Source organism: Sinorhizobium sp. 22678 (assembly GCF_052044265.1).
Classification (GTDB): domain Bacteria; phylum Pseudomonadota; class Alphaproteobacteria; order Rhizobiales; family Rhizobiaceae; genus Sinorhizobium; species Sinorhizobium meliloti_A.
In genome coordinates, this window is the sequence record NZ_JBQEMS010000006.1 from 121,484 (window position 1) to 146,362 (window position 24,879).

Sequence of the window (24,879 nt, forward strand, 5' to 3'; positions counted from 1 at the left end):
GGATAGCTGCAAACCACCTCGCCCGCTCCACCTTTCGTCGAAATCAACACATCCTAATATAGTGCAGAATCGCGGAAAGCGTAAGCGATGCCGCAGGCATGCTGCCGCAGAAGTTGCATCGGCGTCGCCGCTCGGTCAGCGGGCCGGTGCCGCGGCCGAGCGCGGACGCGCGCGCCGGTGCACTCGGCGCGCCTGCGCCAGCGCAGATATCTGCGCCGCCACGAAAATGGCGTGGTCGTTGACCTGCGGCAGGCCCATAAGTTCGCCAAAGGTGCCGCGGGCGAGAGGACCGGCGACGAAGAGGTCGTCCACCTCCCTGTTTTCGCTGTCGAGCGCCCTGCTCGTTTCGCTGCAGGCGAGGCCCAGCCCAACCGTATCGGGGCGCAGATAACCTGCGGCTCCGAGCGAATCCAGCCAGGATTGGCTTTGCAGGATCGACCGGTGCGCCGGGCCGGTGGTGATCACCACGGCGTCGAATTCCCCTTCTTCCGTTCCGCCAGCCCGCCGCCTCCGGAAAGTGACCGCGACATTCTCGCCGACGCGCGCCATATGAGCGACCGAACCGGCGAGGACGCGTATATCGCCGTCCCTCAGCCCCGCGCTCACGACCGCATCGATTTGCGGAGCTACACGAAAGCGGTGCACATCCCAGAAAGGCCGCACGTGACGGACAAGCCGCCGCCGCTCGCTCATCGGCAGATTGCGCCAGATCTCACCGCCTTGTGCTCTGAGCGCATCGAGGACCGCATGCCATGTAAAGCCTTCCGCTTCCGCATCGCGGATCGTCCGGCGTACCTGGGAGAGCAACTCCGCGGCCGATCTCCAAGGTCGTGAGATGAAGTCGCCATAGGGGTCCTGCGCCCGGTCGGAATGTCCACGAGAACGCAGACCGCGCCGGGAAAAGGCGGTGATCGGCCCCTTATGCCCGCCTCTGCGCAGGGTGGCGATCACATCGGCCGAAGTCAGCCCGGTCCCGATGATCAGCACGCGGTCACCGGCCCGGATTCTGTCGAGCGTGCCGGGCTCGGTCGAATCCGGCACGTAGCGGGGGTGCCCCGTGAGGATGGCGCCTACGCCTGCGGGAGCCTCCGGAGCCGGGTGCGTCGTCGCCACCACCAGCACGTCGGCGCGGCTTAGCGTCCCGCCGTCGCCGCGAACCGTCCAGGCCGCTCCCTGACGCTCGACGGCGATCACTCTCTCCCGATGGTGTGCGATGCGCCCATGTTCCAGGAACGGCGCGATCGTCTCGGCGACATAGCGGCCGAAGAGCTGCCGGGCGGGATAGAGATGGCCGTCGCAGGCAAGCGCCTCGGGATCGTCGCGCGGTTCGCCCCGAAGCTCGAGCCAGCGCATGAAATGGTCGGGATCGCCCGGATCGATGCTCATGCGTGCGGCCGGGACATTGACGCGATGCGCGGGCTCCACGGTATCATAGGCAAGGCCGCATCCCAGCCGCTCCCGCGGCTCGAAGACGGAAATCTGCCAGCCATCCATGGCGCGAGACCGCGCCATGTGCGTCGCGACCACGGCACCGGTGAAGCCGCCGCCGATGATTGCGACGGTGGGGCGCGTGAGGTAATGGCCGACGGCATCCGTCATATCGAAGACCTGCTGCGCAGCGACGACCCTGTCGTCGTTGAGTCTACCGTTTGCATTTCCCTGACCGCTACTGCCTGCAACGGGCCGGATCACCGGCATTCGTCGGCCGCCATTCCGGCCGCCGAGGTCGTGTCTATCCGGCCTTCAGCGCCAGTCGCTTGCCTGTCGCGATAAGCCGTGCTGCCGCATAGGTTTGGGTGACGATCTCAGGTACCAGGTCGATGTCGGGCAGGCTTCCCAATCCGAGCGGACCGATCGCGAAGAGGTTCGGCGTGCGTCCAGACGGGCTCAAGACTTCTCCCGTCGGACTGACCGCGATGCCGAGCTCGAGTTCATCGGGTTCGGCAAGCCCACCCGCAAAAAGACTCCGGAGCAAGGGCGTATCAAGCTCCGGGGCGGAACAGCGGCATTCGATCACCTGATCTGCCCTGAGCAGTTCCTCGGCATGCCGACCCGCCCAGCGCACCATGATGCCTTCCGGCAGGCGCCGCCCCGCCCGCCCGCGGCGAAGCACGGTCCGCCCCTCGGCAAGTTCCTGCTGCAGCCGCGCGTGGACAGCCGCCGGGAGGCGGTTTCTGTGGCTGTCGTAGATGGCCCGCAGGTGGCGGTTGAACTGCCGCTTTTCCTGCGCCGAGAGCGATTGCCAGAGCGAGCGCGCCCGCCGGCGCAGGCCGTTCATGGCCGACTGCCAGCTTTGCCCCTTCGCTTCGGCTTCGGCGCAGGCCTGACGCACGAACCGAACGATCCGGCGCAGGCCCTGCGGCATCGGATCGACCGGGAAACTCGGGGCTGCTGCGAGCTGCGTATGCGCCTGCGGCAGGAAGCCGTGGCGCGAAACGAGCGTGATTTCTCCCGCATAACCGTTATCGCGCATCTGGAAAAGCTGGTCGACCACGCGAATGCCGCTGCCGAGCAGGACCGCGTGGCGCGGGTCGACGAGGCGGCGCGTCCGCACAAGCGGTCGCTCCTCGTCAGAAACCTCGAGGTCGCGCGGATGCACGCCGAAGCCCGTTGCAAGAATGACGATGTCGCATGCGTCATGTCCGCCGTCACGCACAAGACTGAAGCGACCGCTTGCGAGTTTGCGCAAGCCTGTGACCTGCTGGTGGGAAAACCTCACCGTGATGTCGGAACGTCGGGCAAGCGCCTCGGAAAAGCGTTGATGCACGTAGTCGCTGAAGATGCCTTTCGGCACGAAAATCTGCCGAAAGCCGGGAATGGCCGCCGGAACGGCTGTTCGGAACTCATCATTGGCGCAAAGCCAGTCGTTGAAATCGTCGGGCTGGCCGGCCGCGACCGACAGGTCGCGCACCCGGCTGTTGAGGATCTCGCAGCGCTGCGCCGCGGAAAAGGCCTGGCCGCCGCTGATCGATGGATGCGGGTCGTACATGGTGAGGTGAAAAGTTCCCCGCATCGACTTCATCAGCGCGATCGCCATCATGATGCCGGAAAATCCACGGCCGACGATCGCAATTTCCGGCTGCGAGGACGAGGCGGCCGCCGCTGACCTGCCGGCAAACAATCCACGAACGGTCATGTGAGCTCCTTTCGCGAGCTGGCTGTCGCTCCGTGGTCGGGGCAACTCTTAAGCAGGACTTCGAGACACACAAAAGCTCTGGTGAATTTCACGGGCTCGTATACCGCTCGCCCGTCGGGATTTTCCGGAACGACGCGCCAGCCAAGAACGCCTTGCGCCGCCTCCCTCCCGCTTCAAGCGAAATAAAACTCCGGTCGAATACCGCCTAATGCGCGCAATGACCGCTGCAGGACTTCCAGTTCTTGCATGTTGTACCCTCAAATCGGCTCCGACGTAAGAAACATGCAGCAGCGTTTCGGCCTGACGGTCATCCTTTTCGGAAGTAGTCTATAATTTTTGTATTCTATTGCAAATGCACCCCACGGCAAGCTATTTTTCTAAAGGTAACCGCAACAGCGCGCCGTCGTCACGGACAACCCATTGATTCTACCTGGGAAATTTTCATTCCAAAGCGATTCCCCTACCGGGCGTCCACCTGCGCGACCGCCTCCGGGAGGGACTGGAAGAAAATAGCGCCTGCTCCATACTAAAGGGCGGCGGCAATGCTCCACGGAGGGACAAGGATGGGGAACATCTCGCAATTCGCCGGAAAGACCAAGCCGACGCCGCACCGCATCGAGAGCGAGGAAGAGGCCCTGGCGATTGCAAGGGAGCTCGCACTCCGGTTCTCCGACCGCGCCATCGAGCGCGACCTGGAGCGCGTCCTTCCTCACGACGAACTCGACCAGTTGGCCCAATCGGGACTGCTGGCGATCAGCATTCCATCGGAATACGAGGGCATCGACGTCTCCAACGTCGTGCTTGCCGAGATAACCGCGATCCTAGCGGAGGCCGACAGCTCCATTGGTCAGATCCCGCAAGGCCACTTTTACGTCCTCGAGGCGCTGCGTCAGCATGCCACCGAAGAACAGAAGCGGTTCTTCTTCGGGCGCGCCATGGCAGGCGACCGCTTCGGCAGCGCACTTTCGGAAAGCGGCGACGACAAAACCCGGATCACCGGGAATGGCGCCGGGTACCGGATCAACGGCCGGAAGCAAAATTCCACGGGCGCTCTCTTCGCCGACTGGCTCGCCATCTCCGCGCTCGATCCCGCCGACCGCATGACCATGTCGTTCGTTCCGCGCGCGATGGACGGCGTCCGGATCATCGACGACTGGGACAGTTTCGGGCAGCGCGTCACCGGCAGCGGCACCGTGGTCCTTGAGGACGTTCATGTGGATCTCGGTTCTGTCGTGCCGCATCACCGCGGCTTCGAGCGACCGAATACGATCGGTTCCGTCGGCGAGATCATCCATGCCGGCGTCGATCTCGGTATCGCGCGGGCGGCGTTCCGAGAGACCCTCGATCTCGTCCGAAACGCGGCAGCAGCCAAGAGCGATGTGCTGGAGCGGGCATCGGAGGATGCTTTGACGATCGCAAGGGTCGGCGAAGTCGCAATACGCATCGAGGCCGCCACCGCGCTCATCGAGCATGCCGGTCGCAAGGTCGATACCGCTCAGGTCGATCCGACCGAGGAACACGCGGTCGAAGCCAGCCTCTCGGTTACCGCCGCCAAGGTCCTTGCCGCCGCGGCCGCGCTGGAGGCAGCCAATGCGCTTTTCGATCTCGCCGGCTCCGCCTCTGCGAAAGTTGCGCTCAATCTCGACCGGTATTGGCGGAACGCCCGCGCTCACACGCTGCAGGACCCGGTGCGCTGGAAACATCACCTTGTCGGCAACTACCACCTGAAGGGCGTAAAGCCGCGCAGCGGATCACTGTGAGGATGAACGCTCGCATTGATGAGGAACGGACGTACACCTAAGTCTGCCGCGGGGGGACCGCACCCTCCGCGCTCAGCCCGCTTCGCTGAGAAGCGGCGCTACGGCGGCCTCTCTCTCGCTTGCTGCAAATTGCGCGAGCGTCATGTTGTCGAGAATGTCGGCCACGGCATCGCGCACGACGATCATCGAACGGCGCACGTGACAGGTTTCCGGGTCCGAACAGTCATCGCAGACTTCATAGGCGGTGCGGCTCGCACAACGGATCGGCGCCAGCGGCCCGTCAAGCGTGCGGATCACCTGACCGACGCGGATCTCGGATGCGGGCCGCGCCAGCGCGTAGCCGCCGCCGGGGCCTTTCTTCGAGCGAAGAAAGCCGGCATTCCTGAGTTCGAGCATGATCGTGTCGAGAAACTTCTTCGGCAAGTTGTTGCGAACGGCGATTTCCGTGATGAAAGCCGTTTCGCCCGGCTGAAGCTGGGCAAGATCGACCATCGCCTTCAAACCGTACTTTCCTTTTTTTGTCAGCATGAGAACATCGCTTTCGAGACGGATCGCGGCAAACGAGAAAAGAACGCGATCTTCATCCGCGACCGCGCCCCAGACACATCGATCCCGACGACGCGGATCGTCCAATTCTCGCAGAGCCAAGTGCCGTTTCCCAGCCTGCCGAGCCAATCTGCCACGGCTCGCCAACTTCGGCATACTAGGATTTAGTTATAGATCAAGCCTAATTTGGCGGCAAGGAAATCAATTCACCTGCTACATAGATTTACTCTATTAGAGCGGTAGATGGCATCAAAAAACGCCGCAGTGCGAAACGAATCGTGAGTTCTTTTGCTGCCGCCGGAGCTCTCAGCGCCTTTTGCGTGCCTTCGACTCGAAAGGATTCTCCGACGCGCGGAAATGCACGCGGATCGGCACGCCCGGCAGGTCGAAGTCGTTTCGCAAGCCGTTGATGAGGTAGCGGGTGTAGGACTCCGGCACCGCCTCGGGCCGTGTACAGGAAATCATGAAACCCGGTGGCCGCGCCTTGACCTGCGTCATGTATTTGAGCTTGAGGCGGCGGCCCGAGACGGCCGGCGGGGGATGCTGCACCTGCTGCGTTTCCAGCCACCGGTTGAGGCGCGCCGTGGAGATGCGCCGGTTCCAGACCTTGTCCGTTTCGATGATGGCCTGCATCAGCCGGTCGAGGCCGTAGCCGGTGTGCCCGGAAATCGGCACTGCACGGATGCCGCGCGCCTGCGGCAACAGCCGCTCGGTCTTTTCGCGCAAATCTACAAGCAGTGCCTGCCAGTTCTCGACCAGATCCCATTTGTTGAAGGCAAGCACGGCTGCACGCCCCTCGCGCAGCACCAGATCGACGATCTGCAGGTCCTGCTTCTCGAAAGGGATCGTGGCGTCGAAGACGATGACGACGGTCTCGGCGAAGCGGATCGCCCGCAGCGCATCCGCAACCGAAAGCTTTTCGAGCTTCTCCTGAACCTTCGCCTTGCGGCGCATGCCGGCCGTATCGAACATCTTTATGGTGCGGCCGCGCCAGTCCCATTCGACAGAGATGGAGTCGCGGGTAATGCCCGCCTCCGGCCCCGTCAGCAGCCGGTCTTCGCCAAGGAACCGGTTGATCAGAGTCGATTTTCCGGCATTCGGCCGGCCCACGATCGCCACCCGAAGCGGCTTGGTCTCGTCATAGGCGGGCTCGACCTCCTCGTCCTCGGTACCTTCACCGGCAACGGGGCGGATATCCACATTCGTCTCGGCAACGTCTTCCGCCGGCGGGAACGCCCTCTCCTCGCCGAGTGCGGCGACGATCGCGTCACGCAGGTCGAGCATGCCCTGGCCGTGTTCGGCCGAGATCGGGCAGGGTTCGCCGAGGCCGAGCGTGAAGGCGTCGTAGAAACCGCCTTCGGAGCCCCGGGCCTCGGACTTGTTGGCGACGACGACGACGGGTTTGCCCCGGCGGCGCAACATTTCGCCGAGCGTTTGATCTGCCGGCGTCAGGCCGGCCTTGGCATCGACGACGAAGAGCGAGAGATCCGCCTCGTCGATGGCCGCCTCCGTCTGCGCCCACATCCGCCCCTGGAGGCTGTCTGGTGACGATTCCTCGAGACCGGCCGTATCGATGATGCGGAACTTGAGGTCGACCAGCTTCGCGTCGCCCGGACGCCGGTCGCGGGTAACCCCCGGCGTATCGTCGACGAGCGCCAGCTTCTTGCCAACCAGGCGGTTGAACAAGGTGGACTTGCCGACATTGGGGCGCCCGATAATGGCGACGGTGAAGGTCATCTTGACATCCGTGCTAAAGCGCCTCGCGTTCAGTGATCACGCGACGCGCTTTAAGTTTCTGTTTTTGTGCATGTCGTTATCCCAAAACCGCTGCGCACTTTTGGGCGACATGCTTTTCTTGTGCATGTCGTCACCCCAAAACCGCTGCGCACTTTTGGGCGACATGCTTTTCTTGTGCATGTCGTTATCCCAAAACCGCTGCGCACTTTTGGGCGACATGCCTGCGTCAGGCCTTGCCTGTCGACGCGATCACATCCAGCAGCATCTGCGCCCGATTCATGATGCCGCGCGGGCTTTGCGCATCGTCGACGATCTGCTGGAACCAGCTCTTCGCCTTGGTATAGTCACCGGCCTTGTAGGCCGAAAGGCCGAGCGCCTCGCGCGCCGAATGACGCATGGCGTTCTGCGGAACGGCCAGTTGCTCGACCTCAGAGGACACCTGCTCGTAGGTTCCTGCGTCGATAAGCAGATAGGCCGCACGCAGCCGCGCCGCATCGCGAAGCGCGGCCGGAATACGCGTATCCCTGCCGATTTCGGAGAACGCCGCGACTGCCGCATCCGTTTCACCCTTTTGCGCCTGCAGCGTCGCAACGCGCAACTGCGCCAGAACCGGATAGGATCCGTAACCGTCCTTTTCGAGCTCGGTCAGAGCGGCGAGCGCCTCGTCCGACTTGTTCTCCCGGGCAAGGTTGAGCGCCGCGAGGAAGGTGTCGCCCGATTGCGACGAGGAGGCCTCCTGCCAATAATCGTATCCGACCTTGCCGACGGTGCCGAGCACGATCAGAACGGCAATCCCGATGATGATACCGCCGAAGCGCGTCCAGACGGCCTTCATCTGGTCCGAACGGAGTTCGTCATTGACCTCGCGGATAAAGCTGTCGTCCTGGTTTACCATGTCCCGTCCCGGCCGCCCGGCCCTGATGTGAAGAAGTTGGCGCGTTCTACCCGATTTTACGCCTGATGTAAGGGGGAGATCGACATTTAGAGAACGACCGGCTGAACGCCTATCAGAAGTTCATGCAGCTTCCAGACGAAGAGCACAAAGGCGACGAGGCCGATAAGAACCGCCAATACGTCGTTGCGCGTCGATTTAAACACGGGAAGCACCTTCTCACCGGCGCGCTCGCGCCGTTTCAACGAGATGCGCAGGATCACCGCCCAGACGAGAAAGGAACCGAAAAGCAGGACCGAGGACGTCTCGCCATTCGCAAGGAGGTGCGCCAGCGCCCATATCTTGATCGAGAGGACCTGCGGATGCTTGAGCGCGACGGCGATGCGGCCCGCCGGCAGGAAGCCGGCGGCAAGCACGATGAAGGCGACGAGCATCAGCAGAAGGGCGATATGGCGCAGGAATATCGGCGGATCGTAGAGCATGCCCGTTTCGCCACGCGCCTGACCAAAACCGTAGATGATCAGACAGAGGCCGACGAGGCTGACGATCGTATAGAGCGCCATCCAAGTGCCCTTGCCGCGGCTTTCGATAATGCCGGCACGAAAGCCGGGCGCAACCACGCGGACGAGGTGCATGCCGAGAAATATGATGATGCCGAGAACGAGTATGGCCATGGGTCACCGCTTGTTCGAGAATGTCGGACCGCTACAGCGCCGAGCTTTGCCGATCCACCTGACTACGCACTACCTTCGATAGCGCCTGTTTTCCAGCCCAATCAAAGGATTGCCGCAATTTCCGGACAACTGCGACGAAACCAAACGTCACAGTTGAAACATGATTCGTATTTTCCTGGCTTTATCACTCGCTCTTTTTCCCGCTCTCGCCCTCGCCGATCCGCCGCCGGCACCCCCGTCGCCGGACGGCAAACAGCTCGTCGTCATCTCCTTCGACGGCGCGCACGACAATGCGCTTTGGGAGAAAAGCCTTGCCATGGCAAGGCGAACGGGAGCGCATTTCACCTATTTCCTCTCCTGCACCTTCCTGATGACGAAGGCCGACGGGAAGCAGATCTACCGGGCGCCCGGACAGAAGCAGGGACGTTCGAATGTCGGCTTCGCACAGAGCCGCGAAGAAATCGCGATCCGCGTCGGCCATATCTGGCAGGCGCATCGCGATGGTCACGACCTCGGCAGCCACGCCTGCGGCCATTTCGACGGCAAAGGCTGGAGCAAGGCCGATTGGGAGCGGGAGTTTTCAGCGTTCCGCGCGGCGCTCGCCGAAGCCTGGAAGAGGGCCGGCAAGCCGGAAGCCGAGCCGGAAGGCTGGGCCGATTTCGCGAAGAACGGCATAAAGGGCTTTCGCGCCCCCTACCTGTCACTCAGCGACGGCCTGGTGCCTGCACTCGAAGCGTTCGGTTTCAGCTATGATGCGAGCCTCGTCACCAAAGGGCCCGGCTGGCCCAGCTTCGCCGACGGTCTGCCGCGCTTCGGCCTGCCGCTCATTCCCGAAGGCCCTTCCCACCGGCCGGTCATCGGCATGGACTACAATCTCTTCGTCCGCCATTCGATGGGAGTCGAGAACAGAAAGGACAGCGTCCGCTTCGAGGAGCGGACGCTTGCGGCGTTCCGCAATGCCTTCTGGAAGGAATATGAAGGCGAGCGGATCCCTCTTCAGCTCGGCTTCCACTTCGTCGAGATGAACGGCGGCGCCTATTGGCGGGCGCTCGATCGCTTTCTCTCGGAGACCTGCAACAAGCCGGACGTCGCCTGCGTCAGCTATGCCGAGGCGTTGCCGATTATCGAGGCTGCAAGAAAGAAGGCGGATCGCTCCGCCTTCTGATGCCCGCTGTTACAGAGCCAGCTCTTCCTTACCGCCAGCGTCGATGAACTGCCGGTCGATCTCCGGCAGCGGTTCGTCGACCAACACCGACTCGAAGGCTTTAAGACGTTTGTAGATCGACAGGAGCTCGACGATGGTCGTCCAGGAGCCGACCAGGTATTGGAAGGACTCCCGAACCTGCCCAAAAACGTTCAACACCTGATTCATAACGCCGAGCGTGAGTTTTCCCGCCACGATCGCAGGTATCAGCACGAGCGTGCCGAATATGTTGTCGGCCTGCAGGTAGAAAATGCGCGCGATATTGAAGTACATATAATGGAAGTAGAGGCGGAAATAGTTGCGCCTGACATTGTCGAAAAGCTGCGCGAGCGTTATCGGGTCGGCGCGGTCCTCATGATCCTCGCCATAGACGAGTTCCTTCCGGTATGCCGCTTCGACGCGCTGATTGCGAAATTCGAGGCCCGGAAGCTTGATACCCACCACGGCGAGGAAGACCGTTCCAAACAGCGACCAGGAGACGGCGGCCCAGACGAGCGCATGCGGTATTTCGCCGACGACCGGCAGCACGTTTACCTGCTCGGAAAACCTGAAGAGAACCGGGAGAAAGGCGATCAAGGTCATAACTGAGCTCACCAGGCCGACGCCCAGCCTTTCCATCGTGCTGGAAAATCGCATCGTGTCTTCCTGTACACGCTGCGAAGCGCCTTCGACTTGGCGCAGCCTCGGCCAGTGCGAGACATAGTATTCGTTCATCGCGGTACGCCAGCGAAAGATGTAGTGGCTGACGAAGAAGAGGTTCAGCACGCCTACGGTCACCGCCAGAAAGGCAATGCCTGAGACGCCGATCATTCCCATGTAGAGTTGTTCGGCAGTGACCGGTGCCGTTCGCGCGAGCGCCTGCTGGATCATATCATAGAACGGGCCGTACCAGGCATTGAAGGCGACACTGACCTGAACCGAAAAGTAGGTGTTGAAGATGATCAGCGCCGTGCCGAGAACGGACCAATACTGCCACCGATGCGGGCTGTAGACGAACCAGAACGCGGCGAATATTCCTACGACCACCGCATAATAGATGTAGAACCAAAGAAAGGGCGTCGACCAGAAGACGGACACCCCGATGATAGGCTCCTGGCCGGGCGGCAGCTGCGGCAAACCGAGATAGGCGCCGATATCCCGTCCGCCGCCATACCATACGAGAACGGCAAGAAGGCTCCAGACGGCGGAAGATATGAAAAACAGCTTCGGCTTGGGAAAGAAGGATTGGAACAAGGGACGGCACTCTCGTTTCGGGGAGGTCAAGGACTTGCCTCCTGATGCGCCGAAACTAGGGCAAATCACATTGCGCAACAATTACGGAATGCGAATGTTACTGTTATTTCATGTGGCTGCCGACGCTGCCTGCCCGGCTTAGTGAGGACCCGTCATCGTGCCAGGGCTTCACTTATCCGGCGCAATTCGGCGAGGACGACGATCCCGCAGATCATGAGAACGACGGCGGCGACCAGGGTCGGCAAAGCGTAGCTTCCGGTGCGCTCGGCAAGCCAGCCGGCGACCAGCGGCCCGACGATCTGGCCGACCCCGAAGGCAGCGGTCATGAAGGCGAGGGCCCGGCGCGGACTTTCGGGGGCGAGTTGTCGTCCGATCTGAAGTCCATAGGCCGTGACCATCATGAAGGTGGCGCCCAGCATCAGCCCGCCGACGAGCGGCGCAAAGGGGGAAGGCAACGAAACCGTCAGAATGAGGCCTGCCGCCTCGACCAGCAATCCGGCCGCATAGACCCCGGCCAATCCGAGACGCGGCAAGGCGAAGCGCCAGAGATAAACCGACAGGGCGGCGCTCACTCCGGTGATCAGCCAGGAAAGAAACTCGATGCTGTGGTCGCCGCTCGCGTCGCGGGCCATGGCGACGAGGAACGTGGCAGTGATCACGTAGCCGAACCCGAAAAGGCCGTAGGTCAGCGTCATCGTCATGAGCGGCCGAGATCGGACGAGCCGCGCCTCCGGTGGACCGCCGATGGCGGCGTGACGGCTCGACGGCAGCATCGCGGCCACCAGAACCGTACCCGCCAGCGCGACCAGACCGCCAGCGAACCAGTCGGCCTGCGACTTCGAAAGATCCGCGACGCCTGCGAGCGGCGCGATCCAGACCACGACGGAGGAAAGCGCGATGCCGAAACCGACGCCGCCGAAATGCACCGAAGGCACGTGCTCGGATCTGGCGGCGAGCCCCTGCCCCAGCACTATCCCCGAGATGAAGATCATCGCAAAGGCGCTCGCCAGACCCGCAAGAAAGCGGATGATGGAATAGGCGAGCACCGAGGATGTAAGTCCCATGGCGGCAAGCAGCACGGTCGTCGCGACGAGAGCCGCGAGACCGACCCCGCGCTCGCGGCCGTGCGCCCAGCCATAGCCGGCAAGCACCGCGCCTGCGAGATATCCGATGAAATTCGCCGAGGCGACCAGGCCTGCATCAGCAGGAGAAAGGCCGGTGTCGATCATCATCGCCGGCAGGATGGGCGTATAGGAGAACCGGCCGAAGCCCATGGCCACCGCCATGGCGACCGCACCGGCGATCGCGGTCGCTGCGAGACTTCCGCTCGAGCCGCTGCCGGCGGACTCGAAGCCGCTCGGCTCTGTCGAGTGCCTGGGCGCCGGTTCGCTACGGTCCTGCCGTCTCTGGAGAGTGCTCATGCCCCCTTATTGCATCGCAGCAAGAGAGCGGCAAATCATTATAATTGAACGGTTCATTGATGGAATCGAATGATCTGCGCTGAGAAAACCGGGAGCGGGTGTGATACCCCCCTCTGCCCTGCCGGGCAGAGGGGGGGTGAGCCTTCCTAAGTTGCCTAACCCGGCAGCGTCACGACCAGCGGCCCGCTGCGGGTGACGACCACCGTATGCTCATATTGTACAGTCGGTGCGCGCGGTTCGCTGTAGAGGGTCCAGTCGTCGTTGCCTCCTTCAGCCCATTGCGCGCCCATCGACAGGAAGGGTTCGACCGTGAAGACCATGCCCTCGGTCATCCGCCGCCGCTCGGACGGGTCCGGCCAGGTTGCAATTTCGCTCGGTTCCTCGTGCAGCGACCGGCCGATGCCGTGGCTCGCCAGATTGGCGACGAGGGAGTAGCGGTTCTTGCGCGCGAACTCGCCGATCGAATTGCCGATCGCGGCAAGCGACTGGCCTGGCTTGACCTGTTTCAAACCTACCCACATCGCCCGCTTGCCATCGCGGCAGAGCCGGTCGATCTCGGTCTTGACCGGCGGCACGGGAAAGGACGCCCCCGTATCGGCGAAGAGCCCGCCCTTTTCGGCGGAAACGTCGATATTGACGAGATCGCCCGGCTGGATCACCCGGGGGCCCGGTATGCCGTGGGCGATCTCCTCGTTGACGCTGATGCAGGTCGCGCCGGGGAAATCGTAGCAAAGCTCGGGTGCCGAACGGGCGCCCGCCTCCTCCAGCACCTTGCGGCCGATCGCGTCGAGCTCGGCCGTGGTAATGCCGGGTTCCAGCGCCTCGCCCATCGCCTGTAGCGCATTGGCGCAAATCCGGCCGATTTCCTTCAGCCTTTCGAGGTCTTCGTCGTTGTTGAGGGTCATGGATGTCTCGCTTTCGCGGCCACATTTAGCGCTACGCCGCCGCATATGCCAGTGCCGACGGAAGCGGCCGGCTTAGGAAGCGCGCTCCTCCGCCAGCATCTCGCGTACCAGAGGCGCGACCTTGGTGCCGTAAAGTTCGATGCCGTGCAGGATCCGATCATGCGGCATCGGGCCGATCGCCATCTGCAGCAGGAAGCGGTCGTTTCCGAAGAGCTTCCGATGCGCAACGATCTTCCTGGCAACGGTTTCCGGATCGCCGAGGAAGAGATTGCCCGTCGGGCCGATCGCCTGATCGAAATGGGCTCGGCTGGTCGGCCCCCAGCCGCGTTCGCGTCCGATGCGGTTCATCACCTCGGCCTGCGGCCCATAGAACTGATCTGCAGCTTCTTGCGTGCTATCGGCGATGAAGCCGTGGACGTTGATGCTCGTCTTCAGCTTCGACGGATCCTGCCCCGAACGGCGCGCAGCTTCGCGGTAAAGCTGGAAGAGCGGCGCAAACCGTGCCGGTTCGCCGCCGATGATAGCAAGCGCCATCGGCACGCCGAGCGCACCGGCACGCGCAACCGACTGCGGCGTTCCGCCGACCGCAATCCAGAGCGGCAGCGGGTCCTGCAGCGGGCGCGGATAAACGCCCCGATCATTGATCGGAGATCTCAGCGCACCCGACCAGGTGACCCTTTCACGATCGCGCAGCGCCAAAAGGAGATCGAGCTTTTCGGCGAAAAGCTGGTCGTAATCGTCCAGCGACTGGCCGAAGAGCGGGAATGATTCGATGAAGGAGCCACGTCCGGCCATGATCTCGGCGCGTCCGTTCGACAGGAGGTCGAGGGTGGCGAATTGCTGGAAGACGCGGACGGGATCGTCGGAGCTCAACACCGTGACCGCGCTCGTCAGCCGGATGCGGCTGGTGCGTGCGGCAGCCGCCGCGAGGATCACCGCCGGTGCCGACGCCGCATAGTCGGGCCGGTGATGCTCGCCGAGGCCGAAAACGTCGAGGCCCACCTGATCGGCAAGCTCGATCTCCTCCAGGAGATCCGCCAGACGCCGGCGCCCCTCGGCTCCCTTGTCGGCTGCATTTGGATCGACATCGGCGAATGTATAGAGTCCGAGTTCCATGACTGACTTCCTGCGAGGTCTGCGCGCGATGAGGAAAAGTGAGTGAGGCTCCCCGCCCGCATTCCGCGCCTCAACTTATTGGATCTAGCGTGAGGCTAGAGATAATCGGCGCAGGACCAGGTCGCAAATGCACCTTTGGGAAACGCACTGTTTCCCGCTGAGGTCCGCTGGAGTCAGGCGCTCTTCGGCTTCTTCTGCGAACGGGCGCTTGTGCGTGCTGATGTGTTCAGCGCCACCGCGGCACGAACGAGCGCGATGAACGCCTCTTCATCGATCTTCTCGCCCTGACGGAAATCGATGGCACGCCGCGTATTGCCTTCCAGGCTGGAGTTGAAAAGGCCCGAAGGGTCTTCCAGCGAGGCACCTTTGGCAAAGGTCGTCTTCACGACCGCCTTGTAGACTTCGCCGGTGCAGATTATCCCGGCGTGTTCCCACACGGGGACCCCTCTCCACTTCACTTCCTCGATCACTTCCGGGTCGGCCTGCTGGATGAGTTTCCGGATCCTGGCGAGCGTCTCGCCGCGCCAATCGTCAAGCGCATCGATTTTCGCATCTATCAGTTTGGAGGGAGACGCTTCGTTCGAACCGCTCGTCCTGTTCTCCATGGCCGTCACTTTCCTGATGGTTGTGGCTTACATACGTTCGCCGGGCAATCGGCTGGCTTGCCTTACCCAAGCGGAGAATTGAGCTTCGTCGAGTTGCCCCTCGTAAACATCGAGGTAGCGGACTTCCGGATATTTGGACTTGCCGGGCGGGACAGGATCGAGCGCCGCGCCGCGGAAGAACGTCACCTTGATGTATTTGGTGAAGCAGTGGAAGCTGAGAAACCAGAGATTGTCCTCGACACCGTAGAAAGGCGAGTTCCACTTGACCGCCTTGTGCACGCCGGGAACGGCCTCAACAATCAGAGCATCGAGGCGCCGCCCGACATCGCTCTTCCAGCCCGGCATCGCCGCGATGTAGGCCTGCACGGGAGCATCGCCATAGCCCTTCGCGATCTGGGGATTGCCGCCCGAAAGCAGGGTCGGCCGTCCAGAGGCCGGCTCGGCGGCGGCCTTCTTCGCAACATTCCTGCTCTTCCCGGGCGTCTTGCCGACCATCGTCTTCACCTCATTGCGCCGCGGGCCGGCCGCTGCGCCTCCTCGCGGCATAGGGTAGCACGAACATATAGAGGCCGGTGAACAGCAGCAGGAAGAGCGGCAGCAACGGGGAATAGACCACCCATGCAGGAGGTTCTCCCAATCCCATGGCCGCGAAGTTGGCGATGACGGTTACCGTGAAGACGATAGACAACCACCGGTGGATCTGACGTATCCAGGCGTTCCAATCCATTGAATGATCTCCCATTGACATGAAGCGAGCGAGCCCCGATCGGCCCGACGGTCGGGTTTCAGTTCATACCCGCGAGAACGCGCTCCAGATTTTCGAAGAACTGCTGCCACCCGGCCCTGGCGCCGCCATAGGCCTGTCGCTGATCCGGCCGGAATCCAACCTGCTCCATGCGCAGCTGGGTTCCCGTGCTTGTCGGGACGAGGGTGAAGGTCACCACGCTCTTCAAGTCGTAGGCCGGATCCTCATGGGCGAAATTCCAGGCGTAGCTCAGCCTTTTGTTCGGCTCCACGACGAGGACCTCGCAGTCCAGCACGCCACCCCACTCGCCGCGCAGGTTGAAACGGTGCCCGACGACAGGACTGAAGTCGTTCTTCATCAGCCACTCCTCCATCAGGTGTGGTTGGGTGAGCGCGCGCCAGATCTTCTCCGGCGGATGAGCGATCTCCCGCTCGACGACGACGGAACGTGTTTCGCTCGACGTTTCGTTCATTGGTCCATCCTTTTCAGTAGGTCTTCGAGATCGTCGAAGCGGCTCTGCCAGAAACCGGCCATCTCACGCGTCCAATCGACCAGCGGAGCGAGCGCACCGAGTTGCGCGCTATAAAAGGTGTGGCGGCCTTCGTGGCGGTCGCGCACCAATCCAGCCTGCTTCAGGACGCCGAGGTGTTTGGAGACGACCGGCTGCGAGACACCGGCGCGAGCCGTCAGAGCCCCGACCGTCCTCTCCCCTTCCCGGCACAGCCGCTCGAAGAGAGCCCGCCGCGTGGGATCGGCAAGCGTTTTGAAGAGCATGTCGTGCGCGTCGGACATCTGGGATATATACCCGGTTGGCTATGGGTTAATCTATAGCCAATGAGCTATGGATGAGTCAAGGCGTTCGTTCGAGACTTTACCCAGCTTACCGCGGAGCACTGGAAGCAATACCCTGATAGCGATGCGTTGAATGTTATCGATATCCTACCCCCCTGCCCTGCCGGGCAGAGGGGGTGCCGCCTTCGCATCGTAGACAGACAGCGGCCTATTCAAGCCGCAATCAACGTCCGCTTGACCGCGCTGCGCCAGCCCTTGAGCTTCACCTTGCGCGTGGCCTCGTCCATATCCGGTTCGAAACGGCGGTCGCGGGCCCAGGACTTGGCGAACGCTTCCTGGTTCGGCCAGACGCCGGCGCGGCTGCCCGCAAGCCAGGCGACGCCAAGCGCCGTGGTTTCGAGAATGACCGGGCGGTCGACCGGAGCGTCGAGCAGATCCGAAAGGCGCTGCATCGTCCAGTCGGAGGCGACCATGCCGCCATCGACGCGCAGGACCGTATCATTGCCGTTGCGGCGCCAATCCTTGTGCATGGCCTCCAGCAGGTCGCGGGTCTGGTAGCAGACCGCCTCGAGTGCCGCCCGCGCGAACTCTGCCGGGCCGGTATTGCGCGTCATGCCGAAGATCGCGCCCCGCGCATCCGGATCCCAATGGGGCGCTCCGAGGCCGGTGAAGGCCGGCACGAGATAGACCTCCTGCGAGGGATCGGCGCTTTCGGCAAGCGAGCCCGTATCGGGGGCCGCCTTGATCACCTTGAGCCCGTCGCGCAGCCACTGGACCGCAGCACCGGCCACGAAGATCGAGCCTTCGAGCGCGTAGGTCGTTTCGCCGTCGAGGCGGTAGGCAATGGTGGTCAGGAGACGGTTCTTCGAGCGGACCATGTCCTTGCCGGTGTTGAGCAAGGCGAAGCAGCCCGTACCATAAGTCGATTTCAGCATGCCCGGCTTGAAACAGGCCTGACCGATCGTTGCCGCCTGCTGGTCGCCGGCAACGCCGAGGATCGGGATCGCGGCGCCGAAGAGGGAGGGCTCCGTGACGCCGAAGTCGGCCGCGCAGTCCTTCACTTCGGGCAGCATCTCCTTCGGCACGCGCAGAATGTCGGTGAGCTCCTCGTCCCAGGCATTATCGGCGATATTGTATAAGAGGGTACGCGAGGCATTCGTCGCGTCGGTGCAGAAGCACTTGCCGCCCGTCAGCCGCCAGATCAGGAAGGTGTCGATGGTGCCGAAGCAGAGTTCGCCCCTGGCGGCGCGCGCCTGCGCGCCCTTGACATTGGAAAGCAGCCAGTTGAGCTTCGTTCCCGAAAAATAGGGATCGAGCAGCAGGCCGGTCTTCTTGACGAAGGTCTTTTCCAGTCCCTTCTTCTTGAGCTTGTCGCAGAAGGCGGCAGTACGGCGATCCTGCCACACGATGGCATTGTGTATCGGCTTGCCGGTCTCGCGATCCCAGACGACCACAGTCTCCCGCTGATTGGTGATGCCGATCGCGGCAATATCGTTCGCGGTGATGCCGGCCTTCTGGATCGCTTCCTTGACCGTGCTGACGACCGTCTGCCAGATCTCCTCCGGGTCGTGCTCCACCCAGCCCGATTTCGGAAAGTGCTGCTTGAACTCTTTCTGCCCGACGCCTGCGATTTTCTGGTTGCCGTCGAAAACGATCGCGCGCGTCGACGTCGTGCCCTGATCGATCGCGAGAATAAATCCGCCCATATGCCCCTCCTCGGCACGCGATTGAAAAGGCCGACCGGAATGCGAGCGGAAGCCCGCATACGCTTTCCTTATACCGCCCCCTCGCCCTTCCTCGAGGGCGACATTCGAAAGACTTCAATACGATAGAAAAACGAATGTCAAACGAAAACAAAACGCAACTTTTGCCAAGTGCTCCCGGGGACAGGGACTCTGCTTTGCGGGGCGGAAAAACACAATTGTCACTGCCGCGCATTTGCGCGTAGGCTGATGCTGTTGCGTCGCAATAACCTGTGCGGCATCAGGACGGAGAGAGCGGGAATGACCAGAACTGCGGTGATAACGGGTTCCACGAGCGGCATCGGATTGGCGATCGCCCGGACCCTGGCAAAGACCGGCGCCAATATCGTCCTGAACGGCTTCGGTGCGCCGGACGAGATCCGGACCGTCACGGACGAAGTCGCAAGCCTGAGTTCCGGTACGGTGCTTCATCACCCGGCCGACATGACCAAGCCCTCCGAAATTGCCGACATGATGGCGACTGTTGCCGATCGCTTCGGCGGCGCCGATATCCTCGTCAACAATGCCGGCGTGCAGTTCGTCGAAAAGATCGAGGATTTTCCAGTCGAGCAATGGGACCGGATCATCGCCGTCAACCTCTCCTCCTCTTTTCACACTATTCGCGCCGCCATTCCGCCGATGAAGACAAAAGGCTGGGGCCGGATCATCAATATCGCGTCCGCACACGGGCTCGTGGCCTCCCCCTTCAAGTCCGCCTATGTCGCCGCCAAGCATGGTATCATGGGGTTGACGAAGACCGTGGCGCTGGAGGTGGCGGAGAACGGCATCAGTGTGAACTCGATCTGCCCCGGCTACGTTCTGACGCCGCTCGTCGAAAAGCAGATACCGGATCAGGCGAGAACGCGCGGCATCACCGAGGAGCAGGTGATCAATGAGGTGATGCTCAAGGGACAGCCGACGAAAAAGTTCATCACCGTCGAACAGGTTGCCTCCCTGGCGCTTTATCTTGCAAGCGACGATGCCGCCCAGATCACCGGCACGCATGTCTCGATGGATGGCGGCTGGACGGCGCAGTAATCGACGGCTGAGGGACAAGGAAGTGGCATGGCACAGGCATCCGACAGCATCCGCTTCATCCTGAACGACACCGAGATCGCCCTTTCCGACGTGGCGCCGACAGCGACGCTGCTCGATTTTCTGAGGCTGGAGCGGCGCCTCACCGGCACCAAGGAAGGCTGCGCGGAGGGCGATTGCGGCGCCTGTACGGTGCTCATCGGCCGGCTTTCCAGGGATGGCAGCGGAGCCGAAAACCTCGTCTATGAAAGCGTCAACGCCTGCATCCGCTTCACAGGATCGCTGAATGCCACGCATGTGGTGACGGTCGAGCACCTGGCCGCCGCAGACGGCACGCTTCATCCGGTGCAGCAGGCACTGGTGGATTTTCACGGTTCCCAATGCGGCTTCTGCACTCCGGGGATCGTGATGTCGCTTTACGGGCTCTGGCTTACCACTGAAAAACCAAGCCGCGGGGCGATAGAAAAGGCGCTGCAGGGCAATCTCTGTCGCTGTACCGGCTACGAACCGATCGTGCGCGCGGCGGAAGCCGCGGCGGCGGAGCGCCCGGCCGTTCTCTTCGACCCGATCACCCGCACGCGGGAAGCGGTTACGGCGCGCCTCCAGGCGCTGGGGCAAACGGAGAGGATCGTCGTCCGCAGCGGCGCGGACTGTCTGATCGTACCCGTGGATGCCGCGGATCTTGCAGGCGTTCTCTCGGATCATCCGAGCGCGACGATCGTCGCCGGCTGCACCGATGTCGGGCTCTGGGTGACGAAGCAGATGCGCACCCTCAATCCGGTGGTCTTCATCAACGGCATCGCCGAACTGCAGCGGGTCGAAAGCTCGAAAGCAGGCCTGACGATCGGTGCAGGCGTAAGCTATACGGCGGCGCACGAGGCCCTTTCCTCAGCCTATCCGTCCTTCGGCCGGCTGCTCGACCGCATCGGCGGCGACCAGGTGCGCAACATGGGCACGATCGGCGGCAATATCGCCAACGGCTCGCCGATCGGCGACAGCCCGCCGCCCCTGATCGTTCTCGGCGCGACGGTTACCCTGCGCTCGAAGGACGGTCGGCGCACGCTTCCGCTCGAGGATTTCTTCATCGCCTATGGCAAGCAGGATCGCAGGCCCGGAGAATTCGTCGAGAGCCTCTTCGTCCCGGCTCTGCCCGCGGACGAGCGTTTTGCCGCCTACAAGATCTCGAAGCGCCGCGACGAAGATATTTCCGCCCTACTCGGCGCCTTCCGTATCTCGTTCGACGGCGAGCGGGTGAAAGCCGCACGAATAGCCTTCGGTGGCATGGCGGCAACGCCGAAGCGGGCGAAAACCGTCGAAGCCGCCCTTGTCAGTCAGCCATGGAACGAGGAGACGATCCGCAAGGCGCAAGCCGCCTTCGAGACCGATTACCAGCCGATCACCGATTGGCGCGCCACCGGCGCCTATCGCATGTTGGCGGCGAAAAACCTGCTGATGCGCTTTTTCCTCGAGAGCATGGGGGAAACGGTGCAGCTTCAGCGGTTCGAGGAGGTGGCATGAGTACCCGTCGCAATATCGGCGAGTCGAAATTGCCCCTCACCGGTTGTTGGGAATGGCTGCCCACCCTAATTCTCTCCCCACTGGCGGGGAGAGCGGACGAGGGCGGCGCGGCAACGTCCCTTCTCCCCGTCAAAACGGTGAGAAGGTGGCCGGCAGGCCGGATGAGGGGCCTCTCCATGCATGGGAGCTCGCGGCATGGATAAGTCCACCCTCGAAGTCCGCACCATCACCGGCCCGATGCACTCACCGCTCCGTCACGATAGCGCCCACAAGCATGTGGCGGGCACCGCCGATTATATCGACGACATGCCGGAACCCGCCGGCACGCTGCATGGCGCGCTCGGCCTCACGGACCGGGCGCATGCGGAAATCCTGGAGATGGACCTCTCCGACGTCGCGGCGGTGCCCGGCGTCGTTTGCGTGATCACCGCCAGGGACATGCCGCATTCCAACGACATCAGCCCCACCCATCTGCACGACGAGCCGGTGCTAGCCGACGGGCGGGTGGAGTTCCATGGCCAGCCGGCCTTCGCGGTCATCGCCGAAACGCGCGACATCGCCCGTCGCGCCGCGCGGCTCGCCAGGATCACCTATCGTGACTTCCTGCCGGCGATCGATGTCATCGATGCCGTGGCAACCGGCGGCGAACTGGTGACCCCCCCGCTGACACTCGAGCGCGGCGACGCCGAAGGCGAGCTGGAGCGCGCGCCCCGCCGCATCCAGGGGCACATGCGAATCGGTGGCCAGGAGCACTTCTATCTGGAAGGCCATATCGCGCTCGCTATTCCCGGCGAGGATGACGAAATGACAGTCTGGGTGTCGACGCAGCATCCGAGCGAAGTCCAGCGTATGGTCGCGCAAGTGCTTGGCGTTCCATCCAACGCCGTCACGGTGAATGTCCGCCGCATGGGCGGCGGCTTCGGCGGCAAGGAGACGCAGGGCAACCAGTTTGCGGCACTCGCTGCCGTCGCCGCGCGTAAGCTTCGCCGCGCCGTCAAGTTCCGCCCGGACCGGGACGACGACATGACCGCCACCGGCAAGCGGCACGATTTTCTGGTCGATTACGATGTCGGCTTCGACGAGGAGGGACGCATCCAGGCGGTCCAGGCGAATTATGCCGCGCGATGCGGCTTCTCCGCCGATCTCTCCGGCCCGGTCACCGACCGCGCCCTTTTCCATGCGGACAACGCCTACTTCTATCCGCATGTGAAGCTCACCTCGCAACCGCTTAAGACCAACACGGTCTCCAACACTGCCTTTCGCGGCTTCGGCGGGCCGCAGGGCATGCTCGGCGGCGAGCGGATAATCGAGGAGATCGCTTACGCCCTCGGGAAGGACCCGCTCGAAATCCGCAAACTGAACTTCTATGGCGACGCGCATTCCGGCCGCAACGTCACGCCCTATCACCAGAAGATCGAAGACAACATCATCGGCCGGATCGTCGATGAGCTGGAAGCGAGCGCCGACTATCAGGCGCGCCGGGCGGCAATCATCGAGTTCAACAGAACGAGCCGCGTGATCCGCAAGGGGATTGCATTGACGCCGGTGAAATTCGGCATCTCCTTCACCCTCACCCATCTGAACCAGGCCGGCGCCCTCGTCCACATCTACACGGACGGTTCGGTCCACCTGAACCACGGCGGCACCGAAATGGGCCAGGGCGTCTATACGAAAGTGGCGCAGGTGCTTGCAGACAGTTTCCAGATAGACATCGACCGGGTGAAGATAACCGCGACGACGACCGGCAAGGTGCCGAATACGTCTGCGACCGCCGCCTCCTCCGGCTCCGACCTCAACGGCATGGCTGCCTTCGATGCGGCGCGTCAGATCAAGGAGCGGCTCGTCGCCTTTGCGGCCGAGCGCTGGCAGACGACGGCCGAAAACGTCAGCTTCATCGCCAATCATGTCAGGATCGGTGACGAGCTCGTGCCGTTTGCACAGTTCGTGCAGGAGGCCTACGGTGCACGTGTCCAGCTCTCCGCCGCCGGCTTCTATGCGACGCCTGGCATCCACTGGGACAGGGCCACCGGCCGCGGCACACCCTTCTACTACTTTGCCTATGGCGCGGCCGTTTCCGAGGTCTCAATCGATACGCTGACAGGCGAATACATGGTCGATCGCGTCGACGTGCTGCATGACGTGGGCCGTTCACTCAATCCGGCGATCGATCTCGGCCAGATCGAGGGCGGCTTCGTCCAGGGGATGGGCTGGCTCACGACGGAAGAGCTCTGGTGGGACGAGAAGGGACGGCTGAGGACGCATGCGCCCTCGACCTACAAGATACCCCTTGCCTCGGATCGGCCGAAGATCTTCAACGTGCGCCTCGCCGAATGGTCGGAAAACGCGGAAAAGACGATCGGCAGGTCGAAGGCCGTGGGAGAGCCGCCCCTCATGCTGCCGATCTCGGTGGTCGAGGCCCTGTCGATGGCCGTCGCCAGCGTCGCCGACTATCGCGAGTGCCCCCGGCTCGATACGCCGGCAACGCCCGAGCGTGTCCTGATGGCGGTGGAGCGGCTTAGAGGGACCTGAACCGCCTCGAGGATATTCCCCCTATCGCAGGATTTCATCGTCTATCCGCGGTTCGCGACCATCCATGAAGCCCAAATCTCTCTTCATGTAATCGGATGTCGATTCCAGATCGAGTCGCGCGCTGCGCCCTCGCACCCGCCGCAGGGCTGATGCGGCAAGCCGCATCGCCCCGTTCAACGAGAGGAGCGGTTTTCTTTCAGTATATTCCAATGTATCGCAAGACATCTGAGCACCCTTTGCAAGCGGTGAAGTTGACTTGCAGGATGCCGGGAAAGATGCTCGAATTCCAATCGAACATCCGTCTGTATGCATCAAGAGACCTTATCCATGAAGATGTCGAAGCAGTTCCCGCTGAATGCGCTGAGGGTCTTCGAAGCCGCCGCCCGGCTCGGCAGCTTCACCAAGGCCGGCAACGAGCTCGGCATGACCCAGACGGCCGTCAGCTACCAGATCAAACTCATCGAAGAGAGCGTCGGCGAGCCGCTGTTCTTGAGGCGTCCCCGCCAGATCGCACTGACCGAAGTCGGCCAACGCCTGGCGCCGAAGGTGACGGAAGCCTTCGAACTGATGCAGGAGGCGGTCGCCTCCGCGCGCGGCGATGCAGCGTCGGCCCTGCTCATCAGTTCGACTGCGACCTTCGCCTCGCAATGGCTCGCCCGCCATATCGGCACCTTCCAGCTCGCCCAGCCGAACATGGCCGTTCGGCTGTCGGCGAATGATGCGATGATCGACTTCACCAAGGAGGCAGTGGACGTGGCAATCCGGTCCGGGTTGGGCGTTTGGCCGGGTCTCGTCAGCCATCGGCTGATGAAAGTGGAATTTACGCCGATGCTCAGTCCCGCGCTCGCCGCGACGATCGGCGGCGTGAATGAACCGCGCGACCTCCTGAAGCTGCGCATCATCGACCCTCAGGACCGCTGGTGGCCGCAGTGGTTTCGCGCTGCCGGCGTCCACGACGCGGACCTCGACGGTCGGGTTCCGACACGGCTCGGCGCCCAGTCCTTCGAAGCAGGCGCCGCGATCGCCGGGCAAGGCGTTGCGATCCTCACTCCTCAATTCTATACCGATGACGTCGCGCTCGGTCGGCTTTATCAACCCTTCGATTTGCGCGGCAGCGATGGCCACGACTATTGGCTGGTCTATCCGCATGCTCGACGCAATGTCCCGAAGATCCGCAATTTTCGCGACTGGATTCTTTCAGAGTTCAATCAGGATTGCGGCGCCTGAACCTGCAGAGTGGATTGCCGAGAACGCCCCTTTCCCGTTTCGGCTTTTTCTCGCAAGCTGCG

At 62.7% G+C, this 24,879-nt stretch carries 23 protein-coding genes; 6 read left to right on the forward strand and 17 right to left on the reverse strand.

The genetic code is table 11. The features are described 5' to 3' along the window. Positions 1–135: 135 nt before the first annotated feature. Complete coding sequence (locus tag ACTJKL_RS11305) at positions 136–1,599, reverse strand: FAD/NAD(P)-binding protein (RefSeq protein ID WP_275599728.1); 1,464 nt, start codon at positions 1,597–1,599, stop codon at positions 136–138. 133 nt (positions 1,600–1,732) lie between these two features. After that, entirely contained in the window at positions 1,733–3,136 is a 1,404-nt protein-coding gene (locus tag ACTJKL_RS11310; protein WP_275599245.1) for an FAD/NAD(P)-binding protein, read from the reverse strand. Positions 3,137–3,699: 563 nt separating this feature from the next. Between ACTJKL_RS11310 and ACTJKL_RS11315 the strand changes: the two genes are divergently transcribed. Next, positions 3,700–4,896, forward strand: a complete 1,197-nt coding sequence (locus tag ACTJKL_RS11315) for an SfnB family sulfur acquisition oxidoreductase (RefSeq protein WP_275599246.1) — start codon at positions 3,700–3,702, stop codon at positions 4,894–4,896. Between the two features lie 72 nt (positions 4,897–4,968). On the opposite strand, the gene ACTJKL_RS11320 is transcribed toward ACTJKL_RS11315, so the two are convergent. From ACTJKL_RS11320 to ACTJKL_RS11340, 5 genes are all read right to left on the reverse strand, one after another. Continuing rightward, positions 4,969–5,424, reverse strand: coding sequence for an RrF2 family transcriptional regulator (locus ACTJKL_RS11320; protein ID WP_033047739.1), 456 nt, complete (start codon positions 5,422–5,424; stop codon positions 4,969–4,971). A gap of 324 nt (positions 5,425–5,748) precedes the next feature. Next, on the reverse strand, positions 5,749–7,179 hold the full coding sequence (gene der / locus ACTJKL_RS11325; protein ID WP_275599247.1) for a ribosome biogenesis GTPase Der: 1,431 nt from the start codon (positions 7,177–7,179) through the stop codon (positions 5,749–5,751). Between the two features lie 36 nt (positions 7,180–7,215). After that, the gene (locus ACTJKL_RS11330; protein ID WP_275599248.1) at positions 7,216–7,359 is read right to left on the reverse strand and encodes a hypothetical protein; all 144 of its coding nucleotides are present in this window, start codon (positions 7,357–7,359) and stop codon (positions 7,216–7,218) included. Between the two features lie 46 nt (positions 7,360–7,405). Then, positions 7,406–8,074, reverse strand: a complete 669-nt coding sequence (locus ACTJKL_RS11335; RefSeq protein ID WP_100670117.1) for a tetratricopeptide repeat protein — start codon at positions 8,072–8,074, stop codon at positions 7,406–7,408. 86 nt (positions 8,075–8,160) lie between these two features. Then, positions 8,161–8,745, reverse strand: coding sequence for an NnrU family protein (locus ACTJKL_RS11340; RefSeq protein WP_275599250.1), 585 nt, complete (start codon positions 8,743–8,745; stop codon positions 8,161–8,163). Between the two features lie 160 nt (positions 8,746–8,905). Between ACTJKL_RS11340 and ACTJKL_RS11345 the strand changes: the two genes are divergently transcribed. After that, positions 8,906–9,910 carry a polysaccharide deacetylase family protein gene (locus ACTJKL_RS11345; RefSeq protein ID WP_275599251.1) on the forward strand — a complete coding sequence of 335 codons (1,005 nt, stop codon included), beginning with the start codon at positions 8,906–8,908 and terminating at the stop codon, positions 9,908–9,910. A 9-nt stretch (positions 9,911–9,919) separates the two neighbouring features. Here the strand turns inward: ACTJKL_RS11345 and bacA are convergent, their stop codons facing one another. From bacA to glpK, 10 genes are all read right to left on the reverse strand, one after another. Continuing rightward, positions 9,920–11,182 carry a bacteroid development protein BacA gene (gene bacA, locus ACTJKL_RS11350; protein WP_100670114.1) on the reverse strand — a complete coding sequence of 421 codons (1,263 nt, stop codon included), beginning with the start codon at positions 11,180–11,182 and terminating at the stop codon, positions 9,920–9,922. A gap of 152 nt (positions 11,183–11,334) precedes the next feature. Next, the gene (locus ACTJKL_RS11355) at positions 11,335–12,603 is read right to left on the reverse strand and encodes an MFS transporter (RefSeq protein ID WP_275599252.1); all 1,269 of its coding nucleotides are present in this window, start codon (positions 12,601–12,603) and stop codon (positions 11,335–11,337) included. Between the two features lie 155 nt (positions 12,604–12,758). Continuing rightward, positions 12,759–13,508 (reverse strand): type I methionyl aminopeptidase, encoded by a 750-nt coding sequence (gene map, locus ACTJKL_RS11360; RefSeq protein ID WP_100670113.1) that lies wholly within the window; start codon positions 13,506–13,508, stop codon positions 12,759–12,761. A 72-nt stretch (positions 13,509–13,580) separates the two neighbouring features. Then, positions 13,581–14,624 carry an LLM class flavin-dependent oxidoreductase gene (locus ACTJKL_RS11365; RefSeq protein WP_100670112.1) on the reverse strand — a complete coding sequence of 348 codons (1,044 nt, stop codon included), beginning with the start codon at positions 14,622–14,624 and terminating at the stop codon, positions 13,581–13,583. Positions 14,625–14,797: 173 nt separating this feature from the next. Next, complete coding sequence (locus ACTJKL_RS11370; RefSeq protein ID WP_198516615.1) at positions 14,798–15,229, reverse strand: DUF1801 domain-containing protein; 432 nt, start codon at positions 15,227–15,229, stop codon at positions 14,798–14,800. A 27-nt stretch (positions 15,230–15,256) separates the two neighbouring features. Further along, complete coding sequence (locus tag ACTJKL_RS11375; RefSeq protein WP_275599253.1) at positions 15,257–15,724, reverse strand: DUF1801 domain-containing protein; 468 nt, start codon at positions 15,722–15,724, stop codon at positions 15,257–15,259. Positions 15,725–15,734: 10 nt separating this feature from the next. Further along, positions 15,735–15,956 (reverse strand): hypothetical protein, encoded by a 222-nt coding sequence (locus ACTJKL_RS11380; protein WP_275599254.1) that lies wholly within the window; start codon positions 15,954–15,956, stop codon positions 15,735–15,737. A 58-nt stretch (positions 15,957–16,014) separates the two neighbouring features. Continuing rightward, entirely contained in the window at positions 16,015–16,446 is a 432-nt protein-coding gene (locus tag ACTJKL_RS11385; RefSeq protein ID WP_018098334.1) for an SRPBCC family protein, read from the reverse strand. After that, positions 16,443–16,766, reverse strand: a complete 324-nt coding sequence (locus ACTJKL_RS11390) for an ArsR/SmtB family transcription factor (protein WP_275599255.1) — start codon at positions 16,764–16,766, stop codon at positions 16,443–16,445. The genes ACTJKL_RS11385 and ACTJKL_RS11390 overlap by 4 nt, the downstream gene beginning before the upstream one ends. Before the next feature lie 212 nt (positions 16,767–16,978). After that, entirely contained in the window at positions 16,979–18,472 is a 1,494-nt protein-coding gene (glpK, locus tag ACTJKL_RS11395) for a glycerol kinase GlpK (RefSeq protein WP_440852912.1), read from the reverse strand. A 297-nt stretch (positions 18,473–18,769) separates the two neighbouring features. Here glpK and ACTJKL_RS11400 point away from each other — a divergent pair, with 297 nt between their 5' ends. The 4 genes from ACTJKL_RS11400 to ACTJKL_RS11415 all read left to right on the forward strand — a co-directional run bounded on the left by ACTJKL_RS11400 (position 18,770) and on the right by ACTJKL_RS11415 (position 24,817). Then, on the forward strand, positions 18,770–19,546 hold the full coding sequence (locus ACTJKL_RS11400; protein ID WP_275599257.1) for a 3-hydroxybutyrate dehydrogenase: 777 nt from the start codon (positions 18,770–18,772) through the stop codon (positions 19,544–19,546). A 27-nt stretch (positions 19,547–19,573) separates the two neighbouring features. Then, positions 19,574–21,061 (forward strand): xanthine dehydrogenase small subunit, encoded by a 1,488-nt coding sequence (gene xdhA, locus ACTJKL_RS11405; protein ID WP_275599258.1) that lies wholly within the window; start codon positions 19,574–19,576, stop codon positions 21,059–21,061. Between the two features lie 195 nt (positions 21,062–21,256). Next, complete coding sequence (gene xdhB, locus ACTJKL_RS11410) at positions 21,257–23,590, forward strand: xanthine dehydrogenase molybdopterin binding subunit (RefSeq protein ID WP_440852913.1); 2,334 nt, start codon at positions 21,257–21,259, stop codon at positions 23,588–23,590. Between the two features lie 327 nt (positions 23,591–23,917). Then, positions 23,918–24,817: a LysR substrate-binding domain-containing protein gene (locus tag ACTJKL_RS11415; protein WP_275599260.1), complete on the forward strand. Its 900-nt coding sequence runs from the start codon at positions 23,918–23,920 to the stop codon at positions 24,815–24,817. The last annotated feature ends 62 nt before the right edge of the window (positions 24,818–24,879 follow it).